Source organism: Paenibacillus sp. FSL R5-0527, assembly GCF_038008055.1.
GTDB classification, from domain to species: Bacteria; Bacillota; Bacilli; order Paenibacillales; family Paenibacillaceae; genus Fontibacillus; species Fontibacillus macerans.
This window is the reverse complement of sequence record NZ_JBBOYI010000001.1, coordinates 899010-917480: the sequence shown is the minus strand read 5'-3', so window position 1 is coordinate 917480 and position 18471 is coordinate 899010. Positions and strand designations below refer to the sequence as shown.

Annotated in this window: 12 protein-coding genes and 1 tRNA gene; 6 read left to right on the top strand and 7 right to left on the bottom strand. The window is 52.6% G+C overall.

Annotation, left to right across the window (positions count from 1 at the left end):
* Positions 1-66 precede the first annotated feature (66 nt).
* Positions 67-2085: a methyl-accepting chemotaxis protein gene (locus NYE69_RS04190; protein ID WP_340924260.1), complete on the top strand. Its 2019-nt coding sequence runs from the start codon at positions 67-69 to the stop codon at positions 2083-2085.
* Positions 2086-2271: 186 nt separating this feature from the next.
* Here NYE69_RS04190 and eno read toward each other — a convergent pair whose 3' ends face one another.
* The 6 genes from eno to NYE69_RS04160 all read right to left on the bottom strand — a co-directional run bounded on the left by eno (position 2272) and on the right by NYE69_RS04160 (position 9825).
* Entirely contained in the window at positions 2272-3558 is a 1287-nt protein-coding gene (eno, locus tag NYE69_RS04185; RefSeq protein ID WP_036627073.1) for a phosphopyruvate hydratase, read from the bottom strand.
* Between the two features lie 165 nt (positions 3559-3723).
* On the bottom strand, positions 3724-5271 hold the full coding sequence (gpmI, locus tag NYE69_RS04180) for a 2,3-bisphosphoglycerate-independent phosphoglycerate mutase (RefSeq protein ID WP_328272084.1): 1548 nt from the start codon (positions 5269-5271) through the stop codon (positions 3724-3726).
* Entirely contained in the window at positions 5272-6024 is a 753-nt protein-coding gene (gene tpiA, locus NYE69_RS04175) for a triose-phosphate isomerase (RefSeq protein ID WP_340924253.1), read from the bottom strand.
* A gap of 255 nt (positions 6025-6279) precedes the next feature.
* A complete protein-coding gene (locus NYE69_RS04170) occupies positions 6280-7461 on the bottom strand; it encodes a phosphoglycerate kinase (protein WP_340924250.1) in 1182 nt (393 codons plus the stop codon).
* A gap of 219 nt (positions 7462-7680) precedes the next feature.
* Positions 7681-8691, bottom strand: coding sequence for a type I glyceraldehyde-3-phosphate dehydrogenase (gap, locus tag NYE69_RS04165; protein WP_328272087.1), 1011 nt, complete (start codon positions 8689-8691; stop codon positions 7681-7683).
* Between the two features lie 78 nt (positions 8692-8769).
* A complete protein-coding gene (locus NYE69_RS04160; protein ID WP_340930277.1) occupies positions 8770-9825 on the bottom strand; it encodes a sugar-binding transcriptional regulator in 1056 nt (351 codons plus the stop codon).
* Positions 9826-10009: 184 nt separating this feature from the next.
* On the opposite strand from NYE69_RS04160, the gene NYE69_RS04155 reads away from it, so the two are divergent.
* From NYE69_RS04155 to ade, 5 genes are all read left to right on the top strand, one after another.
* Positions 10010-11338 carry an ABC transporter substrate-binding protein gene (locus NYE69_RS04155; protein WP_340924245.1) on the top strand — a complete coding sequence of 443 codons (1329 nt, stop codon included), beginning with the start codon at positions 10010-10012 and terminating at the stop codon, positions 11336-11338.
* Between the two features lie 80 nt (positions 11339-11418).
* Entirely contained in the window at positions 11419-12753 is a 1335-nt protein-coding gene (locus NYE69_RS04150) for an extracellular solute-binding protein (protein ID WP_340924242.1), read from the top strand.
* 549 nt (positions 12754-13302) lie between these two features.
* Positions 13303-13377: transfer RNA gene (locus NYE69_RS04145), tRNA-Arg, on the top strand.
* 301 nt (positions 13378-13678) lie between these two features.
* Positions 13679-14275 carry an ATP-dependent Clp endopeptidase proteolytic subunit ClpP gene (gene clpP, locus NYE69_RS04140; protein WP_036627089.1) on the top strand — a complete coding sequence of 199 codons (597 nt, stop codon included), beginning with the start codon at positions 13679-13681 and terminating at the stop codon, positions 14273-14275.
* Positions 14276-14636: 361 nt separating this feature from the next.
* Positions 14637-16430, top strand: coding sequence for an adenine deaminase (gene ade / locus NYE69_RS04135; RefSeq protein ID WP_340924235.1), 1794 nt, complete (start codon positions 14637-14639; stop codon positions 16428-16430).
* Between the two features lie 216 nt (positions 16431-16646).
* Here ade and uxaC read toward each other — a convergent pair whose 3' ends face one another.
* Positions 16647-18056, bottom strand: a complete 1410-nt coding sequence (gene uxaC / locus NYE69_RS04130) for a glucuronate isomerase (RefSeq protein WP_340924232.1) — start codon at positions 18054-18056, stop codon at positions 16647-16649.
* Between the last annotated feature and the right edge of the window lie 415 nt (positions 18057-18471).

Genomic DNA, 18471 nt, shown 5'->3' with positions numbered 1-18471 from the left:
ATTCCGACTTTTAACCGTGGTACGATTAATTAAGCAAGTCTAGTTCAATCGTATGGGAGGGACATTATGTCGAAGACCAAAGCACTACAAACCAACACGCGGGGGAAATCCGGGGCGTTCCAACGGAAATTGCTGATCATTATTTTGGCTGCTTCCCTGATCCCCCTAATCGCCGCCAGTTCGTTCTTCATCCGTTATTTCAGCGGCGTGACCACCGAAGACAGCGAAGAATTGGCGCAAACGACGCTGGACATGAACATCTCCAAGATCGATGAATGGATTTTGTCCAAAACATCGGCGGTGGAGCAGCTCATCCAGCAGAACCCGCAATTCCAGTCCTATGATCCGGAGAAAATGTTTCCGATTCTAAGCGTACTGGAGCAAAGCGACAGTCAAACCGAAGGCTATAGCCTCATCGACAAAAACGGCCAGCTCACCAACAACCTCGGGATGACCGCGGATATGTCAAAAAGCGATTATTTTCTGAAAGCAAAAGAAACAAACAAACTGGCTTTTTCTGAAATGAACTACCTGGAGGCACTGGGCAAATATTTCATCACGGCAGTCGTGCCGCTTCATGATAAGGAAGGGCAGTTTATCGGCGCCGTCGCTTTTTCGATAACGCCCGATGTGCTCACCCAGCTTAGCAACAACATTAAAATGGCCGATACGGGTTACGGCTACGTCGTCTCGAACAACGGGATTTATTTCAGTTACCCGGATGCCGAACGTTTCAGCAAGAACATCAACGATTACGCCGAAACCTCCGCTTTAAAAAATGCAACCGCAGCGATTCTCGGCCAACCGGGCGGTTCCCTTACGTATCAAGACGAGACGGGAAAAGAAGTGATCACCTACTTCGGCACGATTCCGAGCACCGGGTGGAAAATGGTTATCACCGTGCCGACCAGCGAGATTTTCGCCAAAGTGAATCGGGCCAGCACGTTATCCATCGCGATCGTCGTCGTTACGGCCCTGATCGTATCAGTCATCGCTTTCCTGCTTGCGCGCCTGATCGTCAAACCGATCCTGGCGATTTCTGGAGTTATGAAAAAGGTCGCAAGCGGGCAGTTGAACGAGCGGGTAACCGTCCACTCGAAGGACGAGATCGGCGAGATGAGCGAAAACATCAACCTGATGATCGAATCGCTTGCCGGCATGGTTAAACAGATCGATCTCACGATCGGCCAAGTGGCCGCCGCTTCGGACGAGCTGCTGGCCGCTACCCGGAAGTCGTCGCAGGCAACGGCGGAGATCACTTCCGCGATCCGGGAGGTCGCCGGAGGAACGGAGACCCAGTTCCGCGGGGCCGAACAGTCGGCGAGAGCGACGGAGGAAATGGCCGAAGGCGTGCAAAAAATAGCCGAAGCGTCAGGCAGCGTTTCCGAGCAGGCCGAAAACGTCTCAAGCGAAGTTGAGCGCGGCTACGAGGAAATCCAGGCGGCGATCAAGCAGATGGCGCAAATTCAAACCACCGCCAACCAAACGGCCCAGGATATCGATCGGCTGGCCGGGCATTCCAAGGAAATCGGCGAGATTGTCGATGTCATCTCGGACATCTCCAACCAGACCGCCCTGCTGTCGCTGAACGCTTCGATCGAAGCCGCCCGTGCGGGCGAGGAAGGCCGGGGTTTTGCCGTCGTCGCCGGAGAAGTGAAAAAACTGGCCGAACAGACCAGTGAGTCGATTTCCCATATCGCCGAGCTGATCCAATTTATCCAAAGCTCTACATCCCAGGCCACCAATTCCGTGCAGACAAGCGTCCGCGAGATTAACGACGGCATCGCGAGCATGGAGAAAGTCGGCGTTTCGTTTGGCCAAATCCGCCAATCCATTTACCAGGTATCGGCGCAAATCCAGGATGTCTCCGCCACGACGGAGCAAATTTCCGCGGGCACCGAGGAAATCGCCGCCTCGATCGGGGATATGCTGACCATCGCCAAAGATTCGGCGGACAACGCCCAATCGGTAGCCGGCTCCGCTGCGGACCAGGCGGCCATTATGCAAAGCATCGAAAAATCGGCGGGATCGCTGCACCAGTTGATGAACGAGCTCAAAGAACAAATCAAAGTGTTTCAAGCCTGACTTAGCGAAGACAGCGCGTTGTATATACATACGGCGGCATGTGAATAATGGCACGAAGGGCCCTGTTGCAGACCAACCTGCAGGGCCCTTTTTCTTCATTGACACCATATATCGCGTATAAAAAAAAGCCCCCAGTCGCACATCGTCGAATTAGGGGGCTTAGGTTATACGAGTTGGTTAAAAAGATTAACGTTTCAGGTTGTAGAAGGATTTCAAGCCGTTGTATTGAGCCAAATCGGCCAATTGGTCTTCGATGCGGAGCAATTGGTTGTACTTGGCGATGCGGTCCGTACGGGAAGGCGCACCGGTTTTGATTTGGCCGGCATTCGTAGCCACGGCGATATCGGCGATCGTGCTGTCTTCGGATTCGCCGGAACGGTGGGAGACAACCGCGGTGTAGCCTGCCCGTTTCGCCATTTCGATCGCGTCGAACGTTTCGGTCAGCGTACCGATTTGGTTTACTTTGATCAGGATCGAGTTGCCGATGCCTTCGTTGATGCCTTTTTCCAGACGCTCGGTGTTGGTTACGAACAGGTCGTCGCCGACGAGTTGGATTTTGCTGCCCAGTTTTTGCGTGAGCAATTTCCAGCCTTCCCAGTCGTCTTCGGCGCAGCCGTCTTCGATCGTGATGATCGGGTATTTGTCTACCCAGGAAGCGAGCAGGTCAACGAATTCCGCGGAAGTGAAGGATTTGCCTTCGCCTTCCAGATGGTATTTGCCGTCTTTGTAGAACTCGGTGGAAGCGACGTCCATGCCCAGGAATACGTCTTTACCCGGAGTGTAGCCGGCTTTCGTGATAGCTTCCATGATCGAGGACAGCGCGTCTTCGTTGGAAGCGAAATTCGGAGCGAAGCCGCCTTCGTCGCCAACCGCGGTGTTCAGGCCTTTATCCTTCAACACGGATTTCAGGTTGTGGAAAATTTCCGCACCGGTACGGAGAGCTTCCTTGAAGGAAGGAGCGCCAACCGGCAGGATCATGAACTCTTGCACGTCGACGTTGTTGTCGGCATGCGCGCCGCCGTTTACGATGTTCATCATCGGAACCGGAAGCTGCTTCGCGTTGAATCCGCCGAGGTATGCGTACAGCGGCAGGTCCAGAGCGTCAGCGGCCGCGCGGGCAACGGCCATGGAAACCGCCAGGATGGCGTTGGCGCCGAGTTTGCCTTTGTTTGGCGTGCCGTCCAAAGTGATCATCAATTTGTCGATGCCGATTTGGTCGAGAGCGTCCATACCGATTACTTCAGGGGCGATGATTTCGTTGACGTTCTCAACGGCTTTCAATACGCCTTTGCCCAGGTAACGGGATTTGTCGCCGTCGCGAAGCTCAACGGCTTCGTGCGCGCCGGTGGAAGCGCCGGAAGGAACGATGGCGCGTCCGATGGCGCCGGACTCAAGGTAAACTTCAACTTCAACCGTAGGGTTGCCGCGGGAGTCAAGAACTTCGCGTGCGTATACTTCGGAAATAATTGTCATGGGTATACAGTCTCCTTTGTTAGTGGTAGTTCAAAAAGTCCGCTTTTGATCACGAAGTGAATCAAGAAGTAATTCGGCATCGAATCCCGGTGCTGAAAACCGAACTTTTTGAATACGCATTTTAATTTAATATTTTAAGTATACAGTTTGTTATACCAGTTTGGCTTATGCCTTGCGGCTGGCGATCATCGACTTGCCGGTCATTTCCGGCGGCTGCGGCAGACCCATCAGGTCAAGCAGCGTCGGCGCCACGTCGGCGAGGATGCCTTTGTCGCGCAGCACAACGTTTTCGTCGGTCACGATAAACGGAACCGGGAAGGTCGTATGCGCGGTGTAAGGACGGCCTTGCTCGTCGAACACCATGTCGGCGTTGCCGTGGTCGGCGATGATCACGACGACTCCGCCTTTCGCCTTGACGGCGTCAACGACTTTGCCGACGCATTCGTCGGTCACTTCGACCGCTTTCTTCGTTGGCTCCAGCATGCCGGAGTGGCCGACCATGTCCGGGTTGGCAAAGTTCAAAATGATCGCGTCGTGTTTATCCGCTTCGATCTCTTTCACGCAAGCCTCGGCGACTTCATAGGCGCTCATTTCCGGCTTGAGATCATAGGTAGCGACCTTCGGCGAATTGATCAGGATGCGCGTTTCCCCCGGAAGCTCGACGTCGCGTCCGCCGCTGAAGAAAAACGTCACGTGCGGATATTTTTCCGTTTCGGCGATGCGCAGCTGCTTCTTGCCGTGCTGCACGAGCACTTCGCCAAACGTGTTGTCGAGATCCTTGGGTTTGTAGGCTACGTAGCCCTGAACCGATTCCGCAAACAGAGTCAGGCACACAAAGTGCAGGTCCGTCGGGAATTTCGGTCCGCGGTCGAAGCCTTGGAAATCCTTGTTCGTGAACACGTTGGAGAGTTGAATCGCCCGGTCCGGACGGAAGTTCAGGAAGACGACGGAGTCGCCGGATTCCACCTGCGCAACCGGCTCGCCTTTGTCGTCGACGATTACGGTCGGCATAACGAATTCGTCAAATACCGATTTCTCGTAGGACTCGGTGACGGCCTTAATCGGGTCCGTATATTTCGGTCCTTCGGCATAAACCATGGCCCGGTACGATTTCTCCACGCGGTCCCAGCGCTTGTCGCGGTCCATCGCGTAGTAACGGCCTTGCACCGTAGCGATTTTGCCGATGCCGATTTCGTTCATTTTGGCGATCAGCTTCTCCAGAAAGCCTTTCGCGCTGTCCGGCGCCACGTCGCGGCCATCGAGGAAGGCATGCACGTATACTTCGTGCATATCTTCTTTTTTGGCCAGCTCGAGCATCGCGAACAAATGGTCAATGTGGCTGTGCACGCCGCCGTCGGACAGAAGCCCGTACAGATGGAGTTTCTTGCCTTTCGATTTGGCGCTGCGCACCGCATTCACCAGCGTTTCGTTTTCAAAAAATTCGCCTTCGCGAATCGATTTGGAAATCCGGGTCAAGTCCTGGTACACGATCCGGCCCGCTCCGATGTTCAGGTGTCCGACTTCGGAGTTCCCCATCTGGCCTTCCGGCAAACCTACCGCTTCGCCGCTGGCCGTCAGGGTCGTGTTCGGATACTGCTTCAGATAACGATCGTAGTTCGGCTTATGGGCTTGCGCCACGGCATTGCCTTCCACCGTGTCGCGAAGTCCGAAACCGTCCATTATGATCAATGCTACAGGTTTTGGAGCAGCCATTTACTTCGCCCCCTCAACGAGTTGAACATAAGAAGCCGGCTGCAGGCTGGCACCGCCGACGAGCGCGCCGTCGATGTCGCTTTGGCTCATATATTCCTTCACGTTCTCCGGCTTCACGCTGCCGCCGTATTGGATGCGGATCTTGCTTGCTACATCATCGCCATACAATCCTTTAACCAAACTGCGGATGTAGGAAATAACTTCGTTCGCGTCCGCGGAAGTGGACGATTTGCCTGTGCCGATGGCCCAGATTGGCTCATACGCAATGACGACCTGCGCCGCTTGCTCCGCAGTCAGTCCTTGAAGCGCCGCTTCGGTTTGCACCTTTACGACATCCTTCGTTTTGCCGGCTTCGCGCTCTTCGAGTTTTTCGCCGACGCAAGGGATCGGAGTCAAACCGTGTTTGAACGCGGCATGGATTTTTTTGTTTACGATCTCGTCGGTTTCGCCAAAATAAGCCCGGCGCTCGGAATGCCCGATGATGACGTAGTCCACGCCGAGTTCTTTCAGCATACGTCCGCTGATTTCGCCGGTGAAGGCCCCTTCGTCTTCAAAATGCATGTTTTGCGCGCCGATTTTGATCGACGTTCCTTTTGCGGCTTCCACCAAAGCCGGAAGGTTGGTGAACGGAGCGCAAATCACGCTCTCTACGCCCGCAACTTCGGCTTTCCCTTTTACCTCTTCAAAAAAAGCTTTTGCTTCGGAAACCGTTTTGAACATCTTCCAGTTCCCGGCAATGATAGGTGTTCTCATGGAGCCAACTCCTTCACTTCTTAAGGGTAGTTCAAAAATCAGCTTTTGATCACGAAGTAAACCACGAAGTTTATTCGGCGTCGAATCTTGAATTCAGCCGGGCCTTCCGTTGCTCACGTAGGCTTACCTACGCTCCGCTACTCAGTCCCTAGCTTCATCCAACCTTCTCGGTGCTGAAAACCCGATTTTTGAACAATTCATCTAAAGGTAGTTCAATTCATCCAAAGGTAGTTCAATTCATCATTTTTTGACGTCTTACTTGTCGTTCAAAGCTACAACGCCCGGAAGCGCCTTGCCTTCCATGAATTCGAGGGACGCGCCGCCGCCGGTGGAGATGTGGTCCATTTTCGACGCCAGGTTGAATTTCTCGGCTGCCGCCGCGGAATCGCCGCCGCCGATGATCGTATAACCTTTCGTCTCGGCGCAAGCTTCGGCTACTTCCTTCGTCCCGTTCGCGAAGATGTCGATTTCAAATACGCCCATCGGTCCGTTCCAAACGACCAGCTTGGAGTTTTTAATAACGTCGGCATACATAGCGCGCGTTTTCGGTCCGATATCCACGCCTTCCCAATCAGCCGGAATGCTGTCGATGTCGACCGCTTTGTGGTTGGCCGTGGCACTGAAATCGTCGGCAACGATGCAGTCTACCGGCAAATAGAAGTTTTTGCCGAGCTTCTTCGCTTTCTCGATGAAGCCGAGGGCAACATCCAGTTTGCTATCATCCAGCAGGGATTGACCGATTTCATAGCCTTGCGCCTTGAAGAACGTATAGGCCAGACCGCCGCCGATCAGCACGTTGTCCGCGATGTTCAGCAGGTTGTCGATGACGTCGATTTTGTCTTTCACCTTCGATCCGCCGATGATGGCCGTAAAAGGACGGTCCGGGTTCGACAATGCTTTGCCGAGAACGGACAATTCTTTTTCCATCAGCAGGCCGGATACGGCTGGCAGGTAATGGGCAATACCTTCGGTCGACGCATGCGCCCGGTGAGCCGCGCCAAACGCGTCGTTGACGAACAGATCGGCAAGCTCCGCGAATTGTTTGGCCAGTTCCGGATCGTTTTTCTCTTCGCCCGGATAGAAACGGACGTTTTCCAGCACCAGTACATCGCCGTTGTTCAATTGGGCCACTTTTGCCTTAACCGCGTCGCCAACCGCTTCATCGGCTTTGGCTACCGGCTTGCCGAGCAGCTCGGACAGGCGTTCTGCAGCCTGGGTAAGGCGCATCGATTCGTTGACTTGGCCTTTCGGACGTCCCAAGTGGCTGGCGAGAATGATTTTCGCGCCTTTTTCGATCAGGTAGTTGATCGTCGGCAGCGTTTCGCGGATCCGGGTATCGTCGGTGATTTTCCCGTCTTGCATCGGCACGTTGAAATCGACGCGGACAAATACGCGTTTTCCGGTTACTTCCACATCACGTACACTTTTCTTGTTCATCTCCACGTTCCTCCTAAAGGTGTGCGCAGGTTCTCCCAAGCTTTGAAAACCGCGCATCCACGGCTATAATTCTGATTTCTCTCCTAAGCGTAAGTCTGTATCTCTATTTTTTATTTAAACATGCGTGTGTGTGTGAATATCGTTCTTGCTTCAAGACCAAAGAGGAGTCCTATTGACAGGTTGCTCCTCTTTGGGATTTATATCAGGTTGGCCGGGATATTACTTAACTTTTTTTGCGAAGAATTCCAAGGTACGAACCAATTGAGCGGTGTAGGACATTTCGTTGTCGTACCAAGCCACGGTTTTAACGAGCTGTTGGTCGCCCACAGTCAGAACTTTGGTTTGAGTAGCGTCGAACAGGGAACCGAAGGTCATGCCTTTGATGTCCGAAGATACGATTTCGTCTTCCGTGTAGCCGAAAGTTTCAGGGTCGGAAGCGGCTTTCATCGCAGCGTTCACTTCTTCGGCGGTAACTTTGGTTTTCAGCACGGTAACGAGTTCAGTCAAGGAACCGGTCGGTACAGGCACGCGTTGAGCGGCGCCGTCCAGTTTGCCTTGCAGCTCAGGAATTACGAGGCCGATTGCTTTAGCTGCACCGGTCGTGTTAGGAATGATGTTTTCGGCAGCGGCGCGGGCGCGGCGGAAGTCGCCTTTCGCGTGCGGAGCGTCCAGCGTGTTTTGGTCGCCGGTGTAAGCGTGGATCGTCGTCATCAAGCCTTCTACGATGCCGAATTTGTCGTTCAATGCTTTAGCCATAGGAGCCAAGCAGTTTGTCGTACAGGAAGCGCCGGAGATAACCGTTTCGGAGCCGTCCAGGATTTCGTGGTTAACGTTGTAAACGACCGTTTTCATGTCGCCGGTAGCCGGAGCGGAGATAACGACTTTCTTCGCGCCGCCTTTCAGGTGAAGCTCAGCTTTTTCTTTCGTTGTGAAGAAGCCTGTGCACTCCAGAACGATGTCTACGCCAAGCTCGCCCCAAGGCAGTTCTTCAGGGTTGCGGTTAGCCAGAACCTTAACTTCTTTGCCGTTCACTTTGAAGAAGCCGTCATGAACTTCGATGTCGCCTTCGAATTTGCCTTGCGTTGTATCATATTTCAACAGGTGAGCCAGCATTTTGGCGTCCGTCAGGTCGTTGATAGCTACTACTTCGATGCCTTCCACGTTTTGAATGCGGCGGAAAGCCAGGCGTCCGATACGTCCGAAACCGTTAATACCTACTTTTACACTCATGAATAGTTCCTCCTAGTGTTTGTTTTTTTATTATTCAAGACAGGCTAAAAAGCCCGCCATGAGTAAACATCATTAGCTTCACTTGATTTCTTGCTGGGCATCCTGCCCGAGCTGGGCTACGATCTCCGCCGCGGCGGCCTCGTCGATGACGAGGATGTCCTCTTGGCCAAAGCGCAGCACGGCGTGAATCGCCTTGGCTTTGCTCTTGCCCCCGGCAATCCCGATTACGGTTTCCGTCTTCATGATGTCTTCCAAGCGAAGGCCCAGAGTCCGCATTTTGTGGACGACGACGCCGTCTTCATTAAAGTAATAACCAAATGATTCCGCGACCGCGCCTTCCTTCCGGATCTGTTCGGTCACCTGCGGCTCCAGCTTGCGCCGCCGCGCCATCTCCATCGCGTCGCCGATGCCGTGCACCACGATCCGGGCTTGCCGGATCATATTGACGATGTCTTCAATGTTCGGATCGTGGACAAGCGATTCATAAGCTTCCTTGCCGAGCAAATCAGGTACGTGCAGCAGGCGGTAACCTGCCCCTACTCGTTTTGCCATCCCGGATGCGATCGTGTTCGCCTGAATTTCCAGGCTCTCGCCCAATCCACCGCGCGCAGGCACAAACCAGCTGTCCTTCATCGTCACGTTATGCGGCGGATTCAATTGCTCCGCAACCTCCGCCAGCGTCGTTCCGCCGGTAACGGCAACCCCGTCGCCCTCGCTCATGGAGCTTAAGAGCGCCTTGGCTCCCGCGCGCCCCAGTTCCCGCTTCACCAGCGGCGAAGCGTCGCAATCTCCGGGGACGACCACGACTTTGCGCAGGCCGTAGCTCTGACGGATCGCTTCTTCCAAATTGGCGAGGCCAAACAACTCCTTGACCACCGGCTCCAATTCCTCAAGCAGAAGCCTGCCCGCATCGCTGATTCTCATGCCGATATTCTCGATTTCAATCAGGCCCTGAGCCTTCAGAAGATCCGTTTCGGCCCGCAACACACGCTCCGTCATATCCAGTGAAGTTGCCAAGGTTCTGCGGCCAATTACGTCAGATAACATGATCTGATGAAGTATGGTGTACCTTTTCTTGAGAATGTCCATGAGATCAGGCAGAAGCTGCTTCTGAATTTCCAAAAGGTTACGCATGATCTCCATTCCTGCAAGCTCCTTCTTCTCTCCATCTCCTTGGCCTTAAAATGTCCCGGGTTAACTTTTTAAGTCCCACCGTTATTTTAACCAATTTTTAACGTGGTTGCAAGCCTGACGTCCGTAGAATTCTCAAACTTTGGTATGGTTATACGGCGGTAAGTAAAGAAACCGTTTTATCGCTGTGCTTCTTGTCCATCCCATTTTAGTTTTGTCGGTAGGGTTGTCCAATAAACACCGCCCTAAGAATGAATTTAGACAACGCATGAGCCGGATTTTTTTAATTTACAGGTATTGCATTCGGATTTACTATAAAATAGTTAAAGTAATAGAATTTATTGGAAACGAGGTTCGGGAATTGCGCGGATTGCTGTTATTTTTCATGGCTTTAAATTTGGCGATTGTATCGGGTTGTGCCGGGGACACGTCTTCTCTTAAAGATAAAGAGGTTAGCTTTAGTTTAAATATCGGTTACTTCTCGCAAAAACATTTCGATGACAGATATGCCTCTCTATTGGCGCTGGAATATCCGAATTTGCACTATACCGTCGTTCCGACGAACGATCTCGTCAAAGGAAAAGTGACATTACAAGAATGGATGAAAAACAATAAAGTAGATTTGATTTATTTGTCTGGCGATGATTTTCGGGAAGCCGCTGAAAGCGGATTGCTCCAAAAGCTTGACGATGATGTTGCCCGAGATTCCTTTCCTTTGGATACGCTGATCCCCGGTGTCGTCGAGTTAACGAAACATTACGGCGACGGCGAACTGTACGGACTGCCTCCTTCCTTTTTCAGCAGCGCTATAGTTTACAACCAACAACTGTTTGATCAATACGGTGTGGAATATCCCGGCAACCAAATGTCTTGGAAGGATACGATTATGTTGGCCAATCGATTTCCGAAAGGCCTAACCTTACCCTATCCGTCTGCGGCCGATTGGTTGATTGATATAGGGAGAACCGAAAGCCTTCGGGCATACGACGAACATACGGACAGGCTCACTTTAGATAGTCCGTCATGGAGCAAAATTTTAAAATTGGTGAAGGAACCGTTAAAACGCGGAAATATCGCCATCAACGATATAAACCAAAACGCCTTCATTACAGAAAACTACGCGATGGCCGTGGTTAATTACGAAGATTTTAAAGTTGTAGAGCAGCAAGGCTCCGAAATCAAGTGGAAACTGGTCACCATGCCGGTCAGTCCAGGCTCTCCGGAAATCAGCCATCATATTTCGTTAGAGGGACTTTGGGCGATTCCCGCCAACTCGACGCAAACTGAGGCGGCCTGGGAGTTGATCCGATTTTTCTTGTCCGGCAAAGTGGCGGAGTGGGAATACCGTTCCGTATACGGGTTTTCTTCGCTGGCCGATTATATTTCATTAGGGAATGCCGACAAAAATATCGAATCCTTCTACATGCTGCAGCCCTCAAAAGAAGAAAATGCCGTTTCCGAGCAGGCGTATAACCTGATCAATGCCTACGTTGATCGCATGCTGTCCAGCGAGTAAATTTCTTGTGCGGGAAGGTCGGGAGTCGCCGGAACAAGCTTTCCTAGCCTGCACCCGTTTATAACAAAGGGGATCAGAACATGTATAAAATAACGCGTACATTTATAGGCTTGGCGCTTATAACCGTCTTATTGTCAAGCTGCCAAACGCGTCAGCCGGAGGAGCCTGTCGTCCTCAAAGTTGCTTATCCGTCCGCCAAGCAATTTTATGTTAACTTTGGCTATGCTTTTGAAAACAAATATCCCAATATCGATGTTCAAGTGATTCCAAGTGATCCGGTATCCGAAGAAACGGGTTGGAATCGTGGAGCTGATGTTATTTACATCAATGGTATGGAGCAATATAAGACGGCTATTGAAAAGGGGATATTAAAACCGATTTCTCCCCCATTCACCAATGGATCGGAATCCGGCGACCTTTCTCCGATTGTTACGTCACTTTTGGAAGCTGCGTCGGATAACGGCCAGTATTATGCTCTTCCGCCTACTTTTCATAGCGAGGCGCTTTATTATAACAAGAAGCTATTTGATGCTTATCATATCCCATACCCGCAAAACGGAATGACCTGGGAAGAGGTGTTTGCATTAGCCGAACGGTTCCCGACAGAAGATGATCAAGGAGAGTCCCTTTACGGAATACAAATGAACTATTATCGCAATGTTACCATGAACTTTATTTTAAAAGCCGGTCAAACGGAAAACCTGACTTATCTCGATCCAAAAACCATGAAAGTCACGATGAATACGGATAAATGGAAGTCCATCTGGAAAGCAGCGGTGAAAGCTTTTCGCGCCGGGGCGGTTTATGATCAGGGAGAAGAACCCGATTCGATGGAACACCCCAAGTTTTTAACTGAAAATGCCGCCATGACCGTTAGTTCCAATGCTTTTGCATATGATTTCGAGCCGTTCTCCCATTTTGAAGGAGCTACTTTGATCGATTGGGGAATGGTTACAGCTCCGGTGGACCCTTTGAATCCGGATTATATGAATTTCTACGAAATATTTGACTTTTTTGGCGTTTCTTCAAGCACAGAACACGCAGCCGAAGCGATGAAACTTGTTAAATTTATAGCCGGAGATCCGGTAAACAGCCAACTATTGGCCAAAAACCAGCCAAATTACGGGCTGCCTGCTGTAACCGAGTACGTGGAACCGGTTGGAGATCATGAATTGTCTCCTCTTTACACCCTTAAAGCAAATCCTAATTATGTAGACCTGTATACCCAAGTTGATGCCGAGATCCTCAACGCCTTTCAAGATGCTGCCCAAGTCGTATTGGACAAGCATCTGCAAAATGAAATAACCTTGGATGAGGCACTTGCCGAGGTGGAAGTGAAGGGACAAGAGGCTGTGGACACCGCATTTCTCACCCTTGAGCAAAAAAAGAAAAACAAACAAGGTGATATTCAATAATGCCGGACCACAATCACGACCACCCGTCAAAAACTTATTTAGGACAATAAAAAATCTGTTTACATTGAAAAGAGGATTTCCCTGCGCTTTAACACATTTCGAAATTCTTCTGCTCGAGAGATTCAGCAAATTCAAGCACTATCTATTAATGAGTATCAACTTTATACTTTATTTATCAAAGAAAGCAAATTGTTCATTCTTTGCTTTATCTTATTTTTGCTAATGGTATCACTCTTTATAGGGGTAGCAAATAAATTCAACTTACCCAACAAAATACTTGCACCCATTATAGTGCTATTTGTTGTTCTTGCCAGTTTAGGCATATTGAAAGCTACACTTCCCTTACTTTTAGTTTAATTACTGAATTAAGAAGTTAAATAAACCTGAATTTCGAAAGCGCATAAGGCACGGCAGTGATTATCCAAAAGCGGTTCAGCGCATAATAAGCCAGCGCTAGTCTGCTGCGAATTTTGCCCATGCTAATAAATACCACTTGCATTTCCTTTGACGATACCATATAATCAATTTTGCACGCTAAATTTGCAATTTGCGCCCGTGGTCCAATGGATATGACGTAGGCCTCCGGAGCCTGAGATCGAGGTTCGATTCCTCGCGGGCGCGCCATACTTAACTAACTGCCTAATAACCGAACGCTGAATTTCATCGCCTGAATGACTGTATCAATGACATTGGGCTTTTTTTATCCCCTGAGTTTGACTATCTTTGACTTTTGCGAATAAATTGTTTATGATGAGGTTATAATCGATCGTTTCCGTCAATTCTGATGATTGATCGAACCGATTTTAAAGCAATCTCATCCCAAGCGAGAAGCTGCCGTGCAAGCGATCCGGGTGAAGTGGCCCATACATACGCCGGAAGCCGGATAACTGCCTGCAGCCACTCCAAATTTAAGGAGGTTTTATCGGTGAGTTATATTCCTATGGTCGTTGAACAAAGCAACCGCGGCGAACGCGCCTACGACATTTATTCCAGACTGCTTAAGGACCGGATCATTTTCCTGGGCTCGCAAGTCAATGACGTCGTGGCCAACTCCATCATCGCTCAAATGCTGTTTCTGGATGCGGAAGATCCGACGAAGGACATCTCCCTCTACATCAACAGCCCCGGCGGATCGATTACCGCAGGCATGGCCATTTACGATACGATGCAGTTCATCAAAGCGGACGTCTCCACGATCTGCGTCGGCCTTGCCGCTTCCATGGGCGCGTTTCTGCTGAACGCCGGCGCTCCTGGCAAGCGCTACGCCCTGCCGAACAGCGAGATCATGATCCACCAGCCGCTCGGCGGCGCGGAAGGCCAGGCAACGGATATTGAAATCCGGGCCCGCCGCATCCTGAAGATGCGCGACAAGCTGAACCACATTCTCGCGGAACGCACCGGCCAACCGCTGGAACGGATCGAAAAAGACACCGACCGCGACTACTTCATGAGCGCTCTCGAAGCCAAAGAGTATGGCCTGGTCGACCAAGTCATCGAAAAAGTAAATCCGGCGAAAGCTTAAGGCCGAGCCTTAAAATGCGTGTCCAAAAAGTTCGGTTTTAAGCAACGAGAAGGTTGGATGAAGCTAGGGACGTAAGGAGCGGAGCGTACATTTTGGGTACGTGAGCACCTGAAATGTTTCCGCAGGAAACATGCTTCGTAAGCATATGCTTAGGCCCGGCTGAATTCAAGATTCGATGCCGAACTACTTCTTGATTCACTTCGTGATCAAAAGCGGACTTTTTGAACAACCTCTTAAAGGCAAGGGCTGCCCTGAACAGTCTCCACTGTTCTAAGGGCGGCCTTTTTTGTTATGATTAGGCGTAAGAACTGAAGAGTTTTAAGGCGCTATTTTAGCGAACAGTAAAGGAGTGAACCGGGGAATGAAACCTGCTGCAAGAAAAAAGCTGTACGAGGTAAGCCGGGTTTTGGCGGAAGTGGCCGTCGGGAAAAAGAAAGCCGATTTGGTCGTCAAAAACGGCACCTTAGTTAATGTTTACACCGGGGAGCTTCTGCCGCATACGGATGTCGCCGTGGCCCAAGGACGCATCGCTTACGTTGGGGACGCCGGGCATACGATCGGCGAGGAGACGGCCGTGATCGACGCCGTGGGACGTTACATCGCCCCGGGGTTGCTGGACGGCCATATGCATGTGGAAAGCACGATGCTGTCGGTGACCGAGTTTGCCAAGGCCGCTTTGGCCAAAGGGACGACCGGCGTCTTCATGGATCCGCACGAAATCGCCAACGTGTTCGGCGCCGAAGGCGTACGCTGGATGCATGAGGAAGGCCGGGGACTGCCGCTCAAGGTGTTCACCACGTTCCCGTCCTGCGTGCCGGCCACCGACCACTTGGAGGACGCCGGGGCGGCGCTGGAAGCCAAGGACATCGCCGAAGGCATGACCTGGGACGGTGTAGAGGGGCTGGGCGAAGTGATGAACTTCCCTGGCGTCGTTTACGGGGATGGCAAAATGAGCGGAGAGATAAGGGCGACGATGGAAGCGGGAAAAACGGTGACAGGCCATTTCCCTAGTGAGGATGAGCATATGCTGCAGGCTTACATCGCCTCCGGCGTCACCTCCGACCACGAGACGGTCACGCGGGAGCAGGGGCTGCTGAAGCTGCGCCTCGGCATGCATCTGATGATCCGCGAGGGCTCCGCCTGGCATGACGTCAAGGAAGTAATCAAGGTGGTGACCGAAGATCACGCGGATACGGCGAACATCATGCTGGTCACCGACGACGTGTACCCGCAGACGCTGATCGAGAAAGGCCACATGAACCATGTCGTGCGCCGCGCGATTGAGGAAGGCGTGGACCCGGTCACCGCGATTCAGATGAGCACGATCAACACGGCCCGTTATTTCAAGGTGGACGGCGACGTAGGCGGCATCGCTCCGGGAAAATGCGCCGACCTGCTGCTGATCGCCGATCTCAAGCGGATGGAGCCGTCCACCGTGATTGCGGACGGGACCGTCGTTTACGATAGCGGAGAGCTGCGCGTGCCTTTCCCGGCGTATCCGTATCCGGAGCGGGCGCGCAATTCGGTGCATTTGGCCCGCCCTTTGAAGCCGGGCGATTTCTTGCTGGCCAGCCAAAGCGGGCGGAGCGAGACGACCGTGCATGTCGTCGACGTGATCGAAAACAGCGCACGCACGCAAAAGGGCACCGCCCGCCTGAAGGTAGAGGGCGGGTTCATTCAGCCGGACCTGGCGCAGGACGTCCTCACGCTGGCCTGCCTCGACCGCCATTACGGCTCCGGCGATATTTCGCTGGCGTTTGCCCGCGGGTTTGGGCTGAAGCGAGGCGCCGTCGCCTCGACGGTGGCGCATGACAGCCACAACCTGCTCGTGATGGGCGCCAACACAGAGGACATGGCTTTTGCCGCGAACGAGCTGGCCAAGCTGGGCGGCGGCATGATCGCCGTGCAGGACGGTCAGGTGCTGGCCGCCGTACCGATGGCGATCGCCGGCCTGATGTCCGATCAGCCGCTGGCAACGGTGGCCGCGCAGGTCAAGCAGCTGGAGGCCGCCTGGCAGCAGCTCGGGTGCCCGCTGAACGCGCCGTTCATGACGTTTTCGCTGATCGCCCTGCCGGTCATTCCGGAGCTCCGCATTACTAACCGCGGGCTCGCGGACGTGAACGAGTTCCAGTTGATCCCGGTGGAGATCGTATAGAATAACGGCGGCAGAAGGACGAAAAAACTGCGGCATATTTACGGCAAGACGATAGCTGCATGTATACGGGCTATAAGGCCGGGTGCCGCCGAAATATTCGAATCATCGCTTAAAGCATAAAACCAGCCGGCTCAGAAAATCCCCCTGCCGGCTGGTTTTTTCGCGCAATGGCGATGTGTTTGATCGCTAACGGACATGAAGCGTCCATTCGTTCTTTTATTCCGGAAACGCAAAATACCGTTTGGCATTATTGTGGCAAATATCGGTCACCATGGTGCCGAGCAGCTCGAAATCCTTAGGCGCTTCGCCCCGCTCCACCCAGTCCCCGAGCACATCGCAGAGCAAACGGCGGAAGTACTCGTGCCGCGTGTAGGACAGGAAGCTGCGCGAATCGGTCAGCATGCCGATGAACTGCGCCAGCACGCCGAGATTGGCGAGCGTCTTCATTTGCTCGATCATCCCGTCCTTGTTGTCGTTGAACCACCAGGCGGTGCCGAACTGGATTTTACCCGGGACGCCGCCGCCTTGGAAGCAGCCCGTAATGCTGGCGAGCGCCGGATAGTCGTTTGGGTTCAGCGAGTACAAAATCGTCTTCGGCAGCGCCCCGTCACGTTCCAGTGCGTTCAGCAAGCCGGCCAGCGCGGCGGCGACGGGACCGTCATTGATCGCGTCGTAGCCGGTGTCCGGTCCGAGGCGTTTGAGCATCGCGCTGTTCGTGTTGCGCAGCGCATGGATGTGCAGCTGCATCGCCCAGCCCCGCTCGGCGTACTCCCTACCTAGGAAACGCATCGTGTAGGACTTATACTTCCGCTCCTCCGCCGGGGTGACGCTGCCTTTCTTGAGCGCCTTGTCGAAAATGGCCTCCACTTCCCGCAACGTCGTCTCCTGGTATTCCATCGTGTCCAGCGCATGGTCGGACACCCGGCCCCCAGCTTGATGGAAAAATTCGATCCGTTCCCGCAGAGCCTCCAGCAGCGCGCCATAACTGTCCACCGCTTTGCCCGCCGCCGCTTCCAGCTTGCTTAGCCAAGGTTTGAACGTATCGCGGTTGATCTCCAGAAATTTATCCGGCCGGAAGCTCGGCAGCACCTTCGAGTCGAAATCCTCCAGCTCTTTGATTTTGGAATGATATTCCAGCGAATCCGCCGGGTCGTCGGTGGTGCATATCACGGTCACCTTCGATTTCTTGATCAGATCCCGCGCGCCGAACCCCTCGCCCTGCAGCAGGGCATTGACCCGCTCCCAAATCGCCGGCGCCGTCCGTGCGTTCAGCAGCTCGTCGATGCCGAAAAACCGCTGCAGCTCCAGATGCGTCCAATGGTACAGCGGATTTCCGAGCAGCTGCGGCACCACTTTCGCCCATGCCAGGAACTTGTCGTAGTCGTCCGCCCCGCCGGTGATCAGTTCCTCGTCAACGCCGCAGGCGCGCATCACCCGCCACTTGTAATGGTCGCCGCCCAGCCAGGCCTCGGTAATGTTGCGGAATTTCTTGTTCTCGTAAATCTCCTGCGGGCTCAGATGGCAGTGATAGTCGATGATCGGCAGCTCCTTGGCATATTGATGATACAACTCCTTCGCCGTATCGCTGTTCAGCAAAAAATTTTTCCCCAGAAACGTTTTGGCCATTTCCCCGTGCTCCCTTCGTTTTTCAGCCTCATAGATTCCATAATATCAAATGCATGTTAACGTTAACATTACTAGTTGATTTAATTGTAACCGTTTTATCCCGAAACGCAAGAACAAACTCTCTTTAGACCGTTCAAACTGATTTGCCCCGCTATAAGAAAAACGCCTGACGGCGTCCTTTTTATTCTAGCTCTATTAATGGCTCTGACCTCTACTTTGGTGCGATTGGAGGCTCTTCTAAACTTTGGGCGATGCTCTAACGGACACACATGACCCTATTTCGCTCTAAAACCCGTTCATCCAGGCCGCTTTGAGGTAAATAAGTGCAGTTGTGTCCGTTACATTTTGCAAACCTCCGTTTTTCCTCAAATAACGGCGCTGGTGTCCCTTAGTCCCCATGCCCCTCCTCTCTCCC

What these genes read in the sequence shown, in the direction of transcription:
- NYE69_RS04190 (WP_340924260.1), top strand. Translation starts at nt 67, where the DNA reads ATGTCGAAGACCAAAGCACTACAAACCAACACGCGGGGGAAATCCGGG.
- eno (WP_036627073.1), bottom strand. Translation starts at nt 3,558, where the DNA reads ATGACAATTATTTCCGAAGTATACGCACGCGAAGTTCTTGACTCCCGC.
- gpmI (WP_328272084.1), bottom strand. Translation starts at nt 5,271, where the DNA reads ATGGCTGCTCCAAAACCTGTAGCATTGATCATAATGGACGGTTTCGGA.
- tpiA (WP_340924253.1), bottom strand. Translation starts at nt 6,024, where the DNA reads ATGAGAACACCTATCATTGCCGGGAACTGGAAGATGTTCAAAACGGTT.
- NYE69_RS04170 (WP_340924250.1), bottom strand. Translation starts at nt 7,461, where the DNA reads ATGAACAAGAAAAGTGTACGTGATGTGGAAGTAACCGGAAAACGCGTA.
- gap (WP_328272087.1), bottom strand. Translation starts at nt 8,691, where the DNA reads ATGAGTGTAAAAGTAGGTATTAACGGTTTCGGACGTATCGGACGCCTG.
- NYE69_RS04160 (WP_340930277.1), bottom strand. Translation starts at nt 9,825, where the DNA reads ATGCGTAACCTTTTGGAAATTCAGAAGCAGCTTCTGCCTGATCTCATG.
- NYE69_RS04150 (WP_340924242.1), top strand. Translation starts at nt 11,419, where the DNA reads ATGTATAAAATAACGCGTACATTTATAGGCTTGGCGCTTATAACCGTC.
- ade (WP_340924235.1), top strand. Translation starts at nt 14,637, where the DNA reads ATGAAACCTGCTGCAAGAAAAAAGCTGTACGAGGTAAGCCGGGTTTTG.
- uxaC (WP_340924232.1), bottom strand. Translation starts at nt 18,056, where the DNA reads ATGGCCAAAACGTTTCTGGGGAAAAATTTTTTGCTGAACAGCGATACG.